Genomic DNA, 15,062 nt, shown 5'->3' on the forward strand with positions numbered 1-15,062 from the left:
GCAATTGGCATATGGTATGGCATTGGCAATGGGTGAGTCAAACAACAACAAACAAGTCAACCAAAACCTCTTACACCATGAAAACGCTGATAACCTTATTTCTTGCAATTTCGGTTTCTACTATGTCATTTGCCAATCCCATTTTCCCGGAAAAGAAGCTGGAGGAAGTGGCAGTACTGGAATTTAAAGACCAACGCTTCAATCTGATCATCAAAGAAGCAGTAGGGAAAGTGACGGTCTCTATTTACAACGAAAAGGGTAAAATGATTGATAAGGTATCCTTTCGCGCAAACGAACCGGTATCTGTACCCTTTAACCTTACTCAAATACCCGAAGGGGAGTACAGGGTTCATGTAAGCAGCAAAGAAGATGCGGTTACTTTTCCGGTGACGTCTAAGAAACCTCTTGAAAAGAAGCTATTCGCTTACGCAAAGGCCACAGGCAATAAGCTAATTACACTTACCGTGTTTGGTATTGAAAAACCCGGCACGGAAGTAACGTTCTACGATAGTCGAACCCAGCGTAAAATCAATTTCGATTATGTAGAGGAATATGCAGGCTTTTCCAGAGACTATCGCCTGGCCGATACCACAGTGGACAAGGTATATATGGAAGTAAAAGATGCCAATGGAAATACCAAAACCTTTCATTTTTAGCCCTTTAATGAATGACCCACGCCCATCTTCCGAATTTCGGACGGAGGGTGTGGGCTATTCGATAACGACTACGGGCCTGTTCCAGCGCTAATTGGGAAACAGGCTTTTGTCCATATTGGGGATGATGCGGAGGGCATTTTGGTAGTACACTTTTTTCAATACCTCATCCGGTAGACCTAGTCCATACATGCGCCAAAAGGCGTGGTATTTTTTGTAGTAAGGGAAGTATTCATCCTCGGTTTCCAGTACCCGGAAGTAGGTGTAAAACTCTTCTTTGTTGTACGCATCTTTTCCAAATAGCAGCCGGTCTTGGTATTGGATAAAGAATTCCCTAGCTCTCCGGGGCTGTCTGCCAAATTCAGCGATCACTGCTCCGATGCCAAAATTGACGTTGGGATAGGTGTCTAAGTGTTTTGAGGCTTTGTCTAGGTCATTGGCCATCCAGCCCATGTGGGCATTGATGAAAGTTGTAGCGGGATGTTTCCGGAATACGCGGTGCTGTTCTGCGATGATCTGCTCAAAGGGAGCGGGGTTGTCGGCACCTCTACGCCTTCCTGGGTGTATCTTAAGTTCTAGCCACCGTTCGTTTTCGGCATTCATGGGCTCCCAGAAGGGGGCAGGGTCTGCGGAGTGTATCAACACGGGAATACCCAGTTCACCACATTTGGCCCAGATGGGGTCCAGATGAGGGTGATCCACCGGTACTCGTTTTCCGTTGATATCTCTAACGGAAAGGCCCAGGTTCTTGAATATCTTCAGTCCCTTGGCTCCATTTTTCACGTCGGTTTCCAGTTCAGCAACCGCTTTTTTGGTCCAATTCGGGCTTCCGAAGTTTTCAAATGAGAGGTTGGTGAAGACGACGAACCTACCGGGTGCTACCCCGTTGAACCGTCGAATCATGGAATTCAGGTACTCTTGAGCATCGATCTCACTGCGTCCGCGAGCAAAGGATTTTCCGCTCAGATTGACCATGGTGGCCATATTTAACTCACCCATTTCCCGTAGCAAGAGGTTGATTCGCTCTTGGGTTACATTGGATTGGTGACTATGTATGTCTACAAATGGGAATTTAGCACGGTACACGGGGTTTTCGGGTACCACTAAGGTGGATTTGGGATCGTAGTCCTCAAAGTCCATTTGCTGTCCTAGCACAAGTTGATCGATAGTGGCGACACAGAAGATCAGGAGGCCTAGGGGGATAATTTTTAAATGCATGCGTTGAATGAGGTTCGGTTTAGATAAGAATGACTGGAAACCAACCTAGGACGGCCTGACAGGTTGTACCCAGGCCATCTCAAATTCCATGTCCTCCACGGGGTTGGTCTGTCTGCGGGTAGAGGTGATTTTTGCCCTTACAAAAAGTAGGTCCGGAGTCACTTCAAAGCGTGCCTCTGATCCATTTACAGTAGCCAATACTTCGGTTTCACGTTCCCCTTCCCGACAACCAATAAATTCAATGGTGTAGGACACACCGGATTCTTCGGTAGCTTTTACGTACAGGGTGTTGTCTGTATAGCCGATTTTGTCCAAGTTTACTCCGGTGGTAGCGTAAAAATCCCCTTCCTCCAGCGCGTCAATCAATGCTCCTGGTTTTAGGGAATCGGCCAATACCATGACCCAGCCCCGCCCGGAGTTGCTAAATTCTCTTCCCAGGTGGTGGTAATTATGGCTATCGTCTGTAGCCAATCCATAGAGGAGGGGTTGACCTTTTTGGATGTAGGCGATGTTGATGAAATCCCACATCCGCTCGGTGCCCATTCGCAGGCCATCCCCCATGTTGTGAACCTGCGGGTGGCCATTGTACACTTCAAAAAAGCGCTCTCCTTTCAGCTTCACGATATCCTGCAGGGTGATTGCCCAGCGAAAGTTGGGGTGATTGATATGTACCAGCATGGGTTGGCCGGTTTCCCGTCTTCGCTCTAGCACTGCATTGATATTGTTTTGGAGCACCTCTGCCACACTTTCACCACCAGTGGGCAGGAATATTTTATCCAAGTTGGTGACGTTCAGGTGCAGGGGTTTGCCTTTGTATCCATCGGAAATTTCCTGTGCCGGGATCATCAGAAAACGCTCTTCTTCTTCAAACAAGGGTGCGTATTCGGCATACGTTTTTAATTGCACCTGTACAGTTCCGTCTTCATCGGTGTAATTGACCCAGTCTTCACCATATTGCTTCAGGTATTTCTGAAAGGCTGTCTGGTAGACGCTGTCTTCGTTGATCGTTACCCACTTTTCACCCTCTGCAAATATGTTGTGGTCGGTCAGAGCCACGAAATGATAGCCATGGGATTTGTACCAGTCCATGATTATTTCAGGAAATTCGTCTCCATCGCTCCAATAGGAGTGGGTATGCAGGTTTCCTTTGTACCATTTTCGGGAATCTTCCTCTTCAGGCTGCCCGCAGCCCTGTAGGATAATGGCGAGAAGCAGCGTTGGGAAAAGAAAATGCGGAGTTTTGAAAAGCATGTTTCTAATCGGTTAGATTTTAATAGCCTTTCAATATAATAAGTTTTTTTTTAATCTGGATAAGCAAATGAAAGGAACCTTTGCCAAGAAAAGCTAGGTGGTAAAAATCTCATACAATAGCCGATCGTCCAACTCGTGTCCGCCGTCATAGGTTTTTATCTGCCGATTTCCCGGATTTACCTCGCTCCAAAGGGTTTCCTGCTCCCGCTGTCTTTCGGGTGTAAGGAATTCGTCCCGGTTGCCAACTGCGAGGATTATGGAGGTGTTGGATATGTTTTCACGAAAGGCTGCCACATCCAGATCGTGTGCCAGTCCCCCTCCCCAAAGCACCAGTTTTTTTACGGGATGGGCGGACTGGGCAACCCAACGACTAAGGGTTGCCGCGCCTTGGGAAAAACCCAGTACATTGATAGTGGGGGTGATGGGTATTTGCTGAAGCGTTTCTATCAGGACCTCGTCCAAGTACGATAGGGTGTTTTTGATGTCATTTTCTCTTTCATGGGAAGTCATCCAGTTGGCACCTACCCTCCCGGAATATCCCTCTTGATAAAAATGGTTGATACCTTCGGGGGCGATAATAAGTCTTTCCGGGTGGAATAGCGGTCGGAATTTACGTAAAAAAAAGGGTGCCAATTGGCCATAGCCATGCAATACCATCCAAATCTCTAGGACCCCAAGACCTGGTTTGGACGAGCACAGGTAAGATTTGTCGTATGAAAAACGGGCCTTTCCTTGATAAAAGGAGTTCATGGAGTTAGCGATTGAGGTCTTCGAACTTAAAGGGCAGGAACTGTTTGATCCCCTCACCGATCAGTACCGTTTTTTGGGGTGTCAGGATGAGGATCTCCATCTCCTGCCCGAATAAAACTTCGTACTCGCTAATGCTTTGGCGGCACATCCCACAGGGAGTCACGGCCGCGTAGGTAGAGAGGTCGGATGTTCGCCGGGCAGCTATGGCAATTTTTAAGGGTTTGGCTTTGGGGAACTGCCCATAGGCATACCCTAATGCAAGCCGTTCAGCGCAGGTTCCTACGGGAAAAGAAACGTTTTCCTGATTGCTCGCGGCAAAGACGTTTTCGTTGTCCAGCAATACAGCAGCGCCAACTAAAAACTGAGAGTAAGGGGCATAAGCCGTTTCTAGCGCTTTTTGCGCTGCGGACACCAACGATTGCTTGCCAGAATCCAACTCCTCCCATTCCCATTCTGTCAACTCGCTGACCTGTTTAATTTTTTTTGGAGGCATAGGTTGTAGTTTGTACTATTCACATGGGGCAATGCCGATTCAGCATTTGCCATAGAGATCTTTCGGGGCTATTAAAACCCTCGGGAAGACGAAGCGTCCAGTATGTTTTGGGAGATTATACGGTAAATCTCCGCCAGTTGTTCGTCGTATTGAAGGAAGTGATGGTGGCTTTCAAGCGTATCAAGATCCTCTCGCAGGGCCGGTCCCGTTTGGGCTCTTGTAGCGCCGATCTCTAAAGCTTTGCTGATTTGTTCTATAATCAGGGGTTTGAGCATTTCAAAGTCCAGGCTCTGACGTTCCATGATTCCTTCGGCAATGCCGATCAGGTGATTGGTAAAATTGCTGGCGAAAACCGCGGCCACGTGTACAGCCTTTCGGTCTTTACTTTTGACCGTATAGTGCGGCGACTTCAAACTGCCGGCTAGTTTGCGTAGTTTTTTCAGCGTGTCTGCGTCGTCGGATTCCAATAGGAGTGCTACGTCTGAAAAATCCAACCGATGGTGTTTGCTAAAGGACTGTAGGGGGTATAGAATGCCGGTATAGGACGCGGAGCTATAGCCAAGGATTTCTAGCGGCATGCTACCGCTTGTGTGTACCAATATACTGCCTTCGGGCAAAATCACGGCATCTGCTAGGGATGCAATGGCTTGGTCACACACCGCAAGGATAAAGATTTCAGCTTCGCTTTCGCTAAAGTCTAGATCGTCCTTTGCTTCGGTAGCATAGAGTCGATCGGTTATTTTTTCGGCATGCTGCAGGTTTCGTCCGTAGACCTCCGTGATGATGTGCCCGGCGCTTTCCAGCGCCCCACTTAGGTGCCAAGCAACGTTTCCGGTACCTAGTATGGCGATTTTAAATTCCATCGTTCCAGTGAATTTACAACAACAAAGCCCCAGACAAGGTCAGGGGCTATGAAGATAGTCAATATGTCTCGAAAATTTATTCCAACCCTTTGTTTCGCATTTTGGTAAACTCATCGTACCGGCGGTAAATGGCCACAGTAAACCCGATCAGCATGATAATGGTCCCCAACCAAAGGACATTGATAAAGGGCTTAACTGACGCTTTCATCACCACATAGTCCTTTTGGTAGGTGTTGTATTTAAACATGAACTTATTTTCTTCCGGGAGAATGTTTTCTATTTCAACCTTGATGCCGAGATCATGATCCACATGGGAGATTTTTCCTACCTGATTTCCGCGAATAAGGAAGATGGGCTCCAGCCTTTTTTCCACATCGTAATCATTGATAATCAGAGTGGCTTTTACGGCGATATCCCCTTCCATGAGATCCATTCCTTCCACATCTTTCACAATTTCTGCGCCTTCAAAATACGTCACAAAATCATTGATGAAAAACTGCTCACCCGGTGCTGCACCTTCGAATTGATCATCCTTCCATTCGGGATCGGTATAATCGTTGATAGCAGAAACGTGGGTATACAAGTCTCTGGATAAATAACGCTTGGAATCCGGCGAAGAGATCAATCCCATGGTAGGATTTGGCTGTGACATGGGATACAGCGTAAATTTCAATTCATCGTTCTGGTAGTACTCTACCTTAAAGTAGCTGTTTTGTTCCAAGACGATGTCCACCGTGTCCCCTTTTCGGTGGTACAGCCTGTCTTTTACCCGGATATCATCTAGCGCAATGGCCTGATTGACACCGTCGGTAGACTCCAACAAATCTGCCTTTACATACCCCGGTACCCCCGATACTTTCTTATGGCGCCCGCGGTAAATCACTTCGTACTCCTTCATCTGAAGGGGTTTGTTAATCCATAAAAGTACGTTTTGTTTGTTGAGTTCGTCCTCCCAATCTTTCTTATAGGTCAATCCAGACATGTTAATGGAGATGGTGTCAGAATATCCCGAGGAGAACATCACGCCAATCAGTACCATGCCCAGCCCTATATGCGCCATTGATCCCCCGGTGAGTTTTAGGGAACCCGACTTAATCAACTTGATCAAAATAGACCCATTTGCGACGATGGTAAATGCACCTGCCAGAACCACCACGATATAGCTAATGTCGTAGACCTTTCCGAGCGTGATGATGATCGCCGCCAAAATCATGGATATGATGTAAGGGGTCACCAAGGCCTCCTTCAGATCCTTTTTGTCCATCTTGTTCCACCAGAAATACTGGCCAATGCCGGTCAATAACGCCAAGGCAACGGCAAACCAAAGTTGGAATTTGGTATAAAAACCTACTTGGTCGGCAGGTGGAGCCATGTTGGATATGCCACCCAATCCTTCTACGATTGCATTATAAACAGGTATAGAGGTAGGTACGATTACTTGAAAAGCCATCAAACCCAATGTGGTAGCCCCAATAAAAATCCAAAACTCCCTGGAATATACAGAGGCCTCCTTTTCAGAAGTCGGGATGTGTTTCCATTCCTTGACGGCAAAGAAAACTGCCGCAAAGAGAAAGAACAACATATAGATCAACAGCTGCCCCGAAAGCCCCAGATCGGTAAAAGAGTGCACGGATGAGTCACCCAGCACTCCGCTACGGACCAAGAAAGTAGCATAGAGCACCAATATAAAGGAACTGATGACCAAGACGATAGAAGTCTTGAGTGCAGTACTACTTTTCTTATAGGTGATCATGGTGTGTATGGCCGCAACCATCACCAGCCAGGGCACATATACGGCATTTTCTACGGGGTCCCAGTTCCAGTACCCTCCAAAGTTCAGCGTAACATACGCCCAATAAGCCCCCATGATGATCCCCATTCCCAATATCATGGCAGAAAATATCGCCCATGGGAGTGCAGGTCTGACCCACTCGGAATATTTTTTCATAATCAGTCCACCCATTAGGTAGGCGAAGGGAACCAATGTGGAGGCATACCCCAAAAATAGGGTAGGAGGGTGGATTACCATCCAGATGTTCTGGAGTAGGGGGTTCAATCCGGTGCCATCCTGCGGGATAAAATCCGGGTTGATCTGGAAGATGGGGGCGTCTGACACGTCTCGCAATAAGATGAAGGGGGAACTTCCGATTTTTAGGTCGCCGATCACTACTCCCAAAATCATCGAAACCAGAAATGCCTGCACCAACGCAAATACCAACATCACAGGGCCTTCCCAAAACTTGTTGGTATGAATGAGAATGAGCCCAAGCACCACGTTCCAAAATATCCACAGAATAAATGCACCTTCTTGTCCTTCCCAAAAACTGGAAATCATGTAATGCACCGGAAGTGCCATGGAAGAATGCGAATAGGCGTAGAAATACTCGAAACGGTGGCTGTAGATTATTTCAAACAAAGCCACGGCCATCCCCACGCTGGCAACAGCGTGCACATAAAAGACGATGCGGCTAAACTTCCTCCAAGAAGCCTTTTCAAGCTCCGCTGCTTTGATGTATTGAAAGTAGGAAAAGGCAGTGATGATGGCTGTCACAAAAGCGACGATCGTCATCATGTGCCCCAAATTACCAACGAAGGTATTGATCATTATCCTTTGGGTTGATTAATAAGGTGGGAAACGGAATCACATGGAAGCAGCTTGAACGTCTGTCTCCTGGTATTTAGAAGGGCATTTCATCAGAATTTTTTCGGCCACAAAGATGGATTCGTTTTTGTACGAACCAATCACGACCACCTGCTCGGAACGCTCGAAGTCGGCAGGGACTGGTTCATTGTAATATACACGCTGCTCGGTGCCATCGTTATCTACCATCAGGAAGGTGAAGGAGGTTTTGTCTTCTCCCACCTCTATGCCTACCACTTTTCCTGCTTCGTTCTTTTTGAGCTCACCCACGACGTGAATCGCTTTCAGGTCTCCGTTACTGGCCAACATGCGGGCAGTCGAGAAACTCTCGTATGTACTGGCATCTCCTATGGAGGTGATAATGATCATAATGGCTATGCCAATGATACCCAGTCCAATGATATGTCCTTTCTTCATCTGTAAATATTTTTTATAACGTGTTACACGACCGTTTTTTTCAGGAATGCAGGCTCATTCTTAGATGATTCTTCCTCCCTCTGACGGTAGTAGTTTTCTCGGTATTAGGAGAGCTCTTTATATTGCTCTTCCAATTTGGAGATCTTTCGGTCGGTTTGTATCACATAAACCAAAATTCCACCCAAAACAATTCCAATTATTCCCACCAAAACGAAGATTTTGCCATTTGATCGCATGATGTCGGCCATCTCTACTCCTGTGTTTTGGTAATCCTCTCCAGTTATTTCGATTTTATCCTGCGCCTGTAGAGAAAGGGAAAGCATGATCAGCGAAATGAATAACAATTTTTTCATCTGTCTATTGGTTAATTAACGTTTCCTCCATTTTTCGCTCCAATCGCCGTACCCTTACGCGTACGGTACTGATCCAGGTACCCAAGAGTGTCCATCCGATAATCGCCGGATAAAAGACCATCCGAAGCTGACTGTCCATGTCGTACGCATTGAATCCTGGGTTTCCACCATTTCCGGGATGAAGGCTGTCGGTTAGTCGGGGCAGAATAAATATGAGGGGGATAAATGCAGCGTAGGCGAAGATGCTATATACGGCGCTGATTTTTGCCCGCTGATGCATGTCCGTTAGGGAGTTTCTCAGGATAAGGTAGGCGAAATACATCAGTAGCCCTACTGCTGCGGCATTCAACTTAGGGTCGTTAGTCCAATAGGCTCCCCAGGTGAAACGGGCCCAAAGGCTGCCGGTGACGATGCCGATGACACCAAATAAGATAGCGCCATTCGTGAACTCCACAGCCATGTCATCATCCTCCAGCCGATTGTTTTTCAAAAAGCGTATGCTGTATACAATGCCTACCGTGAGCATAATAATCATGCTGAACCACATGGTGACATGAAAATACAGGGCGCGGATCGTTTCGTTGAGAATGGGGAGTCTCGGAACGTCCGCCAAGATTCCTGCAATGACGGTGTAAGCCAACAGGACAATAGCCAACACTTTCCACCAAGTTGCTTTCATACCTATGTATTGATTTTCATTTGCCCTATACCCGCAGGGTGTCGGAATGGCAATTTTTCTTGTCTAGTAATCACCTTTACGTGTGACCCTTCCAGGATGTTCAGTTTCAAGGAGGGGCGACACAAAAGTAAGGTATAAATCCCTATTTCCGTATCATTACAGGGTTTATTTGACCAAGCATAGCGGGGCCTATTTGGGCAGTTATTTTGCAGGGCTGGTCGGTCTATCCGGTTAGCTTTTCCAGAGGTAAGGAAAGAGTATGTAGGAAGACGCGCCAATTAACCCATTGATAGCCAGTAGTGTGATGATTTTATCGTAGCTGACACTCCGGTCCAGGCCGTCTATCGCGTTTTGGGAAATTTGAATAGTAAGGAGCAGAATGGGGATGAGGATGGGGAAACTCAGTATGGCCATCAGTGTACCGTTGTTACCGGCTTTGCCTGCAATGGAAGACACCATGGTGAGGCAGGAAGAAAACCCTATGGCTCCCAATAGCAGATTTAACAAAAACAGGAATTGATCCTGAACCGGATTTCCCATTACGACCGAAAAAACGGAGTATCCCAATAGGGAAAGCACCATGGTTAGCCCGGTATTGTAGAGGGTTTTGGAAAGGATGATGGCTTCAGGTGAGGCGATCATATAGTAGTACAATTGTCTGCCTTGGCTCTCCTGGATAAAACTCTTGGCCACTGCGTTGACGGCAGAGAAAAGGATGATAATCCAATATAAGGCGTTCCAAGTGGGGACCTGTAGCGCTCCGCCTTTTACCCCCACGCTCAAGTAGGTGACGTAGACCGCGCTGATCACGTAGAGCAATATGCCGTTTAGGGCGTATTTTTGCCGCCACTCCAGCGTAGCCTCTTTCTTTACCAAAGCGATGATTTCCTCCCACATGATGCGGCAAAGATACAAAGTATTGGTAAAGTACCGTATTTGGCACGTCAAAAGAGATAGGAGAGAAAAACCTGTGATAGACTGGTCTATTTTGGGGGCTTGGCAGTATGCCATAGAGCAGGTGTAAGGGAGCCATCGAATCGCTTACCCTTTTACACTATGACTAAATGAACGCTAGTTACACACTAACCCCATGCATGATGAAATTGCCTGTTGACGTGTCGAGAAGAAACTTTTTAAGCAAGCTTGGTATGGGCTTGGGAATGGCATCTGTTGGTATGGATGCTATAGGTCAGTCATTTAGCTCCCGATTGCCTGGCTCTCCAATACCACCTTCGGCTCCCCACCGGTTTGTTCCTGTGATGTTGACAGTTTACCGGGCAGATGGATCGATAGACTATAGTGGCATGAGCCGTCTGATGGACTATTACCTACAGGCAGGTGCGAAGGGCTTTTTTGCCAACTGCCTGAGCAGTGAAATGTATCACCTGTCCGATGAAGAGCGAATTCAACTGACTAGCTATGTGGTAAATCATGTTGGAGGCAAAATTCCCGTAGTGGCGACGGGATCGTTTGGGGATAGCATCGGGGATCAGGCGGATTTTGCCAGGAAAATGCACGACACAGGAGTAGATGCCGTGATCTTGATTACCAGTCATTTTGCGGAAAAGTCCGAGTCAGACGAACACTTGATCCAACGGCTCGATGAGTTTTTATCGCAGACGTCGGGAATCCCACTAGGTACTTACGAGTGCCCCTCACCCTATAAGCGCATTGTGACCCCGGAGGTTATGGATTTCATGGTAGCGTCTGACCGGTTTATTTATCACAAGGATACCACCGAAGACATCGATCAAATACGAGCCAAGCTGGATAAAAGTGAGGGAACTGAACTAGGAATTTACAATGCGCATATCGGCAGTGCAGCAGCTTCGTTGCAGTATGGAGGTGCAGGGCTTTCTCCAATCGCTGGTAATTTTTACCCGGAAATCATCTCATGGATGTGCGACCATGCCGCAAATCCAAGCCGCCGAAGCGATGTGGATTGGCTACAGGAACAACTCAGGGTGGCAGAGCAAAAGATCGGACGGCAATACCAGCTTGGAGCGCGCTACTTTTTATCCAAACGGGGCTTTGAGACACCCGTAAAGTGCCGCAGCACCGAAGGTCCTTTGGAAAGGGCACAAATGCAGGTATTGGACGAGTTGGTGGCCGAGGTGAAAGGTTGGCAGGAGCGATTGGGAATATGAGCGGTCAGACAAGCTAGAGGAAAGCCCCCTCACTGAGGCAAAAAGAAAGGTCTTGATTCCACCGATGAGTGGAATCAAGACCTTTTTGGTACGATGGTAGTGCTGTTTTTACTGGATCCACTCGAATCCCAAGTAGGGAACGAGCACTTCCGGCATTTTGATGCCCGCTGCTTGTTGGTTGTTTTCCAGTATGGCTGCTACAATCCGGGGCAATGCGAGTGCACTTCCATTTAGGGTATGCGCTAGGTTCATCTTTTTACTTTCGTCCCTGAAGCGTAGTTTTAGCCTATTTGCCTGAAACGCCTCAAAGTTGCTGACGGAGCTTACTTCCAGCCACCTTTCCTGGGCAGCGGAAAATACTTCCATGTCATAGGTAAGTGCAGAAGTAAAGCCCATGTCTCCGCCACATAGCCTCAACACGCGGTAGGGCAGCCCTAGCTTTTTAAGCAGGCCTTGTACGTAGGCACTCATTTCTTCCAGCGCTTCATAGGATTTGTCTGGATGGGAGATGTGGACAATCTCTACTTTGTCGAACTGATGCAGGCGGTTTAGGCCGCGCACATGAGCTCCCCAACTGCCTGCCTCCCGTCTGAAGCAAGGCGTGTACCCCACATTTCTGATCGGAAGCTGTTCTTCCTGAACTATTTCATTTCGATAGATATTGGTGATGGGCACCTCAGCCGTGGGAATGAGGTACAGGTTGTCTTCGGTTGCAAAATACATTTGCCCCTCCTTGTCGGGAAGTTGCCCGGTGCCGTAGCCACTGTCTTCATTGACGAGGATGGGAGGTTGTATTTCTACATATCCTGCCTGTAGGGCTTCATCCAAGAAAAAGTTGATCAATGCCCGTTGTAGCCGTGCGCCCTTTCCTTTATATACGGGAAACCCTGCTCCGGAAATTTTCACGCCCAATTCAAAATCGATGATATCGTATTTTTTGATCAGGTCCCAATGGGCCAGCTTCTCGTCTACATTCAATACGGGTATGGCACCATGGGAGAGAACGATCTCATTGTCATCGGCTGATTTGCCCGCCGGTACGGATTCATGCGGGATATTGGGCAGCGTATACAAAAGTTGGGTTAGTTGCAATTCCTTTTCGGTGTAGCTGACCTCCAGTTCCTTTACCTGAAGCTTGATTTCACTGGTGCGTGACTTCACTTTTTCCGCTTCGGCTATTTGACCGCTTTTCATGAGTTGGCCGATAGACTTGGAGATGCTGTTGGACTCTGCTTGAAGCTGATCGCGTTGCAGTTGAATGCTTTTGCGATCGTCGTCAAGTTCAATCGCTTGCTTGAGCAGCGCTTCTGCGTCGTTCAGGTTCCGTTTGCGTAGGCCCAGCACAGCTTGGTCAAAATTCTCTCTTATAAACGATACTTGCAGCATAAAATACGTGTAATGGGAAGTCTCTCTTTGATTTTGCCACAAAGATAAGCATTTCCCCTACAGGTACCTAAGAAAGCGCTGTGTCCCCTGTTTTTTGTAAACGTGAAAATTCTTACGTGAAATTGGTGTTTTTTGATTACCTTTGTGTTTCCGCATGAATCGCAACATTTTTGCTAATGTTTGCGTTTTAATTTATGTTACTGTAATATTGTAGCGTCATTGTGTCCAAAATCCCATTCCTGGAGATTTTAGTATAATCTGAGTACCTTTTTACAGCAATCAAGATATACATCACTCACATTTAATCAGTTGATATTACCCTCATACGTTTTTTATGTATAACATAGAAGAATTACGAATTAGGCTGTTGTCCGAACTCAAGGAAATAGCCGAAGAACTTGGCGTGAAAAATTTTAAGTCGCTAAAGAAGGATGAACTAGTCTATGCCATCCTCGATCAGCAGGCTATTTTACCCGAGACCGATCTCCCCAAGAAAAAGCCCTCCAAAGTAGAGGTGGAGGAGCCCGTCCCCGCCTCCGTTACCCCTAAAAGTGACCCTACCGATCAGGCCGTTTCCGCTAAAGAAGAGAAGCCCAAGTTCCGAAGGCAAAACGTGACGGAAATCCCGAAAGAGACACCCGAAAGCAATTCAGCAGCAACAGACAAAGAAGAGCCCGCATCAAAGCCTACACCTCGTGAAAACAGGGAAAACAGACCTAGGAAGCGGGAAGATCGTATCGCACCGAAGGCGGAAGAACGCAAGGATCCCACACCTGCAAAGGAGCCGGTAGCTAAGCCGGAGAATAGTTCAGCTCCCGCTGAAGCCAAAAAGGAACAGGCGACTGCTTCAGGTGACGATCAAAAATCCAGAAGCTTCCGGCCTAGAAGAAGGGCTGTTGTGGATTTGGAAGAGGAAAGGATGGCTTCGGAGGCAAGTTCCTCTTCGGAAGTTGAGCTTCCCAAAAGAAAAAATATGAAGGACTTCGAAGAGCAGCCGCAAATTCCGGCTTCTGACTCTCCGGCGCCCTACATGTCTAAGAAAAAAATTGCAATGACCATCAAGGACTTTGACGGCATCATTGAAAACGTGGGCGTACTGGAAATTATGTCCGATGGGTACGGGTTTCTTCGTTCTTTGGATTACAATTACCTGGCTTCGCCGGATGATATCTATGTTTCCCCTTCTCAAATTAAGCTTTTTGGACTGAAAACCGGTGATAACATCAAGGGACAGATCCGTCCACCTAAAGAAGGGGAAAAGTACTTTGCCTTGCTGAAAGTGATCTCTGTTAATGGAAAAACCACGGATGAGATCAGGGATAGGATTCCTTTTGAATACCTTACCCCATTATTTCCCGAAGAACGCCTGAAACTGACTACTACACCGGACAACTATTCCACACGAATTGTGGACCTGTTTGCACCCATTGGTAAGGGGCAGCGGGGTATGATCGTGGCACAGCCCAAAACCGGTAAAACGGTTCTTTTACAAAAGATAGCAAATGCCATCGCTGAAAACCATCCGGAAGTTCATCTGATGATCCTGCTTATCGACGAGCGGCCTGAAGAAGTAACCGACATGGCCCGCTCCGTAAAAGCTGAGGTGATTTCGTCCACATTCGACGAGCAGGCTGAGCGTCACGTAAAGGTGGCGTCTTTGGTGCTTGAAAAGGCGAAACGAATGGTAGAATGTGGTCATGATGTGGTCATCCTGCTGGATTCCATCACCCGTTTGGCACGTGCGCACAATACCGTAGTCCCATCTTCCGGTAAAATTCTCTCTGGTGGTGTGGATGCCAATGCGCTGCACAAGCCAAAGCGCTTTTTTGGTGCGGCCCGGAACGTGGAAAACGGAGGGTCTCTGACCATTATTGCCACGGCATTGGTAGAGACAGGTTCCAAAATGGACGAAGTAATCTTCGAGGAATTTAAGGGAACCGGTAATATGGAACTTTCCTTGGATAGGAAATTATCCAATAGGAGGATCTATCCTGCCATTGACGTGCCTGGATCGGGTACACGTAGGGAAGATCTATTAATGGACAAAGAGGAAATGCAGCGGGTATGGATACTCCGTAAATTGATGTCTGACATGACATCGCAAGAGGCAATGGAATTTTTGTTGCAGCGTATGCGCGGTACCCGTGACAACGCCGAATTTTTGATCAGTATGAACGGATAGTATTCTCCGATATACTACAAAATAATGGA

At 47.2% G+C, this 15,062-nt stretch carries 15 protein-coding genes; 4 read left to right on the top strand and 11 right to left on the bottom strand.

What is annotated here, in order from left to right; all coding sequences use genetic code 11:
* Positions 1–77 precede the first annotated feature (77 nt).
* Positions 78–656 carry a hypothetical protein gene (locus tag JJU34_RS05470; protein ID WP_228691323.1) on the top strand — a complete coding sequence of 193 codons (579 nt, stop codon included), beginning with the start codon at positions 78–80 and terminating at the stop codon, positions 654–656.
* 87 nt (positions 657–743) lie between these two features.
* Here JJU34_RS05470 and JJU34_RS05475 read toward each other — a convergent pair whose 3' ends face one another.
* The 10 genes from JJU34_RS05475 to JJU34_RS05520 all read right to left on the bottom strand — a co-directional run bounded on the left by JJU34_RS05475 (position 744) and on the right by JJU34_RS05520 (position 10,215).
* Positions 744–1,793, bottom strand: a complete 1,050-nt coding sequence (locus JJU34_RS05475) for an amidohydrolase family protein (RefSeq protein WP_228691367.1) — start codon at positions 1,791–1,793, stop codon at positions 744–746.
* A gap of 123 nt (positions 1,794–1,916) precedes the next feature.
* On the bottom strand, positions 1,917–3,122 hold the full coding sequence (locus tag JJU34_RS05480) for a histidinol-phosphatase (RefSeq protein WP_228691324.1): 1,206 nt from the start codon (positions 3,120–3,122) through the stop codon (positions 1,917–1,919).
* A gap of 93 nt (positions 3,123–3,215) precedes the next feature.
* On the bottom strand, positions 3,216–3,872 hold the full coding sequence (locus JJU34_RS05485) for an alpha/beta hydrolase (protein ID WP_228691325.1): 657 nt from the start codon (positions 3,870–3,872) through the stop codon (positions 3,216–3,218).
* A gap of 4 nt (positions 3,873–3,876) precedes the next feature.
* Positions 3,877–4,365 carry a cytidine deaminase gene (locus JJU34_RS05490; RefSeq protein ID WP_228691326.1) on the bottom strand — a complete coding sequence of 163 codons (489 nt, stop codon included), beginning with the start codon at positions 4,363–4,365 and terminating at the stop codon, positions 3,877–3,879.
* Positions 4,366–4,436: 71 nt separating this feature from the next.
* The gene (locus JJU34_RS05495) at positions 4,437–5,228 is read right to left on the bottom strand and encodes a Rossmann-like and DUF2520 domain-containing protein (protein ID WP_228691327.1); all 792 of its coding nucleotides are present in this window, start codon (positions 5,226–5,228) and stop codon (positions 4,437–4,439) included.
* A 76-nt stretch (positions 5,229–5,304) separates the two neighbouring features.
* Positions 5,305–7,833: a cytochrome c biogenesis protein CcsA gene (ccsA, locus tag JJU34_RS05500; protein ID WP_228691328.1), complete on the bottom strand. Its 2,529-nt coding sequence runs from the start codon at positions 7,831–7,833 to the stop codon at positions 5,305–5,307.
* A 36-nt stretch (positions 7,834–7,869) separates the two neighbouring features.
* On the bottom strand, positions 7,870–8,286 hold the full coding sequence (locus JJU34_RS05505; protein WP_228691329.1) for a cytochrome c maturation protein CcmE: 417 nt from the start codon (positions 8,284–8,286) through the stop codon (positions 7,870–7,872).
* 104 nt (positions 8,287–8,390) lie between these two features.
* Complete coding sequence (locus tag JJU34_RS05510) at positions 8,391–8,639, bottom strand: CcmD family protein (RefSeq protein ID WP_228691330.1); 249 nt, start codon at positions 8,637–8,639, stop codon at positions 8,391–8,393.
* A 4-nt stretch (positions 8,640–8,643) separates the two neighbouring features.
* On the bottom strand, positions 8,644–9,318 hold the full coding sequence (gene ccsA, locus JJU34_RS05515; protein ID WP_228691331.1) for a cytochrome c biogenesis protein CcsA: 675 nt from the start codon (positions 9,316–9,318) through the stop codon (positions 8,644–8,646).
* 231 nt (positions 9,319–9,549) lie between these two features.
* On the bottom strand, positions 9,550–10,215 hold the full coding sequence (locus JJU34_RS05520; protein ID WP_228691332.1) for a heme exporter protein CcmB: 666 nt from the start codon (positions 10,213–10,215) through the stop codon (positions 9,550–9,552).
* Here JJU34_RS05520 and JJU34_RS21670 point away from each other — a divergent pair.
* Together JJU34_RS21670 and JJU34_RS05525 are read left to right on the top strand one after the other, a co-directional pair.
* Positions 10,214–10,342 carry a hypothetical protein gene (locus JJU34_RS21670; RefSeq protein WP_301005330.1) on the top strand — a complete coding sequence of 43 codons (129 nt, stop codon included), beginning with the start codon at positions 10,214–10,216 and terminating at the stop codon, positions 10,340–10,342. The genes JJU34_RS05520 and JJU34_RS21670 overlap by 2 nt on opposite strands.
* 70 nt (positions 10,343–10,412) lie before the next feature.
* A complete protein-coding gene (locus JJU34_RS05525; protein WP_228691333.1) occupies positions 10,413–11,465 on the top strand; it encodes a dihydrodipicolinate synthase family protein in 1,053 nt (350 codons plus the stop codon).
* Between the two features lie 108 nt (positions 11,466–11,573).
* Here the strand turns inward: JJU34_RS05525 and serS are convergent, their stop codons facing one another.
* Positions 11,574–12,851 carry a serine--tRNA ligase gene (serS, locus tag JJU34_RS05530; RefSeq protein WP_228691334.1) on the bottom strand — a complete coding sequence of 426 codons (1,278 nt, stop codon included), beginning with the start codon at positions 12,849–12,851 and terminating at the stop codon, positions 11,574–11,576.
* A gap of 334 nt (positions 12,852–13,185) precedes the next feature.
* Here serS and rho point away from each other — a divergent pair, with 334 nt between their 5' ends.
* Positions 13,186–15,033: a transcription termination factor Rho gene (gene rho, locus JJU34_RS05535; RefSeq protein ID WP_228691335.1), complete on the top strand. Its 1,848-nt coding sequence runs from the start codon at positions 13,186–13,188 to the stop codon at positions 15,031–15,033.
* Positions 15,034–15,062 lie beyond the last annotated feature (29 nt).

This window comes from Lunatimonas sp. (assembly GCF_020832325.1).
Classification (GTDB): Bacteria; Bacteroidota; Bacteroidia; order Cytophagales; family Cyclobacteriaceae; genus Lunatimonas.

Excerpts from the sequence above, each read along its gene's own strand:
- rho (WP_228691335.1), top strand. The coding sequence starts at position 13,186 with ATGTATAACATAGAAGAATTACGAATTAGGCTGTTGTCCGAACTCAAG.
- JJU34_RS05510 (WP_228691330.1), bottom strand. The coding sequence starts at position 8,639 with ATGAAAAAATTGTTATTCATTTCGCTGATCATGCTTTCCCTTTCTCTA.
- JJU34_RS05490 (WP_228691326.1), bottom strand. The coding sequence starts at position 4,365 with ATGCCTCCAAAAAAAATTAAACAGGTCAGCGAGTTGACAGAATGGGAA.
- JJU34_RS05480 (WP_228691324.1), bottom strand. The coding sequence starts at position 3,122 with ATGCTTTTCAAAACTCCGCATTTTCTTTTCCCAACGCTGCTTCTCGCC.
- JJU34_RS05520 (WP_228691332.1), bottom strand. The coding sequence starts at position 10,215 with ATGTGGGAGGAAATCATCGCTTTGGTAAAGAAAGAGGCTACGCTGGAG.
- ccsA (WP_228691328.1), bottom strand. The coding sequence starts at position 7,833 with ATGATCAATACCTTCGTTGGTAATTTGGGGCACATGATGACGATCGTC.
- serS (WP_228691334.1), bottom strand. The coding sequence starts at position 12,851 with ATGCTGCAAGTATCGTTTATAAGAGAGAATTTTGACCAAGCTGTGCTG.
- JJU34_RS21670 (WP_301005330.1), top strand. The coding sequence starts at position 10,214 with ATGATGCGGCAAAGATACAAAGTATTGGTAAAGTACCGTATTTGGCAC.
- ccsA (WP_228691331.1), bottom strand. The coding sequence starts at position 9,318 with ATGAAAGCAACTTGGTGGAAAGTGTTGGCTATTGTCCTGTTGGCTTAC.
- JJU34_RS05525 (WP_228691333.1), top strand. The coding sequence starts at position 10,413 with ATGATGAAATTGCCTGTTGACGTGTCGAGAAGAAACTTTTTAAGCAAG.
- JJU34_RS05505 (WP_228691329.1), bottom strand. The coding sequence starts at position 8,286 with ATGAAGAAAGGACATATCATTGGACTGGGTATCATTGGCATAGCCATT.
- JJU34_RS05470 (WP_228691323.1), top strand. The coding sequence starts at position 78 with ATGAAAACGCTGATAACCTTATTTCTTGCAATTTCGGTTTCTACTATG.
- JJU34_RS05475 (WP_228691367.1), bottom strand. The coding sequence starts at position 1,793 with ATGGACTTTGAGGACTACGATCCCAAATCCACCTTAGTGGTACCCGAA.
- JJU34_RS05485 (WP_228691325.1), bottom strand. The coding sequence starts at position 3,872 with ATGAACTCCTTTTATCAAGGAAAGGCCCGTTTTTCATACGACAAATCT.
- JJU34_RS05495 (WP_228691327.1), bottom strand. The coding sequence starts at position 5,228 with ATGGAATTTAAAATCGCCATACTAGGTACCGGAAACGTTGCTTGGCAC.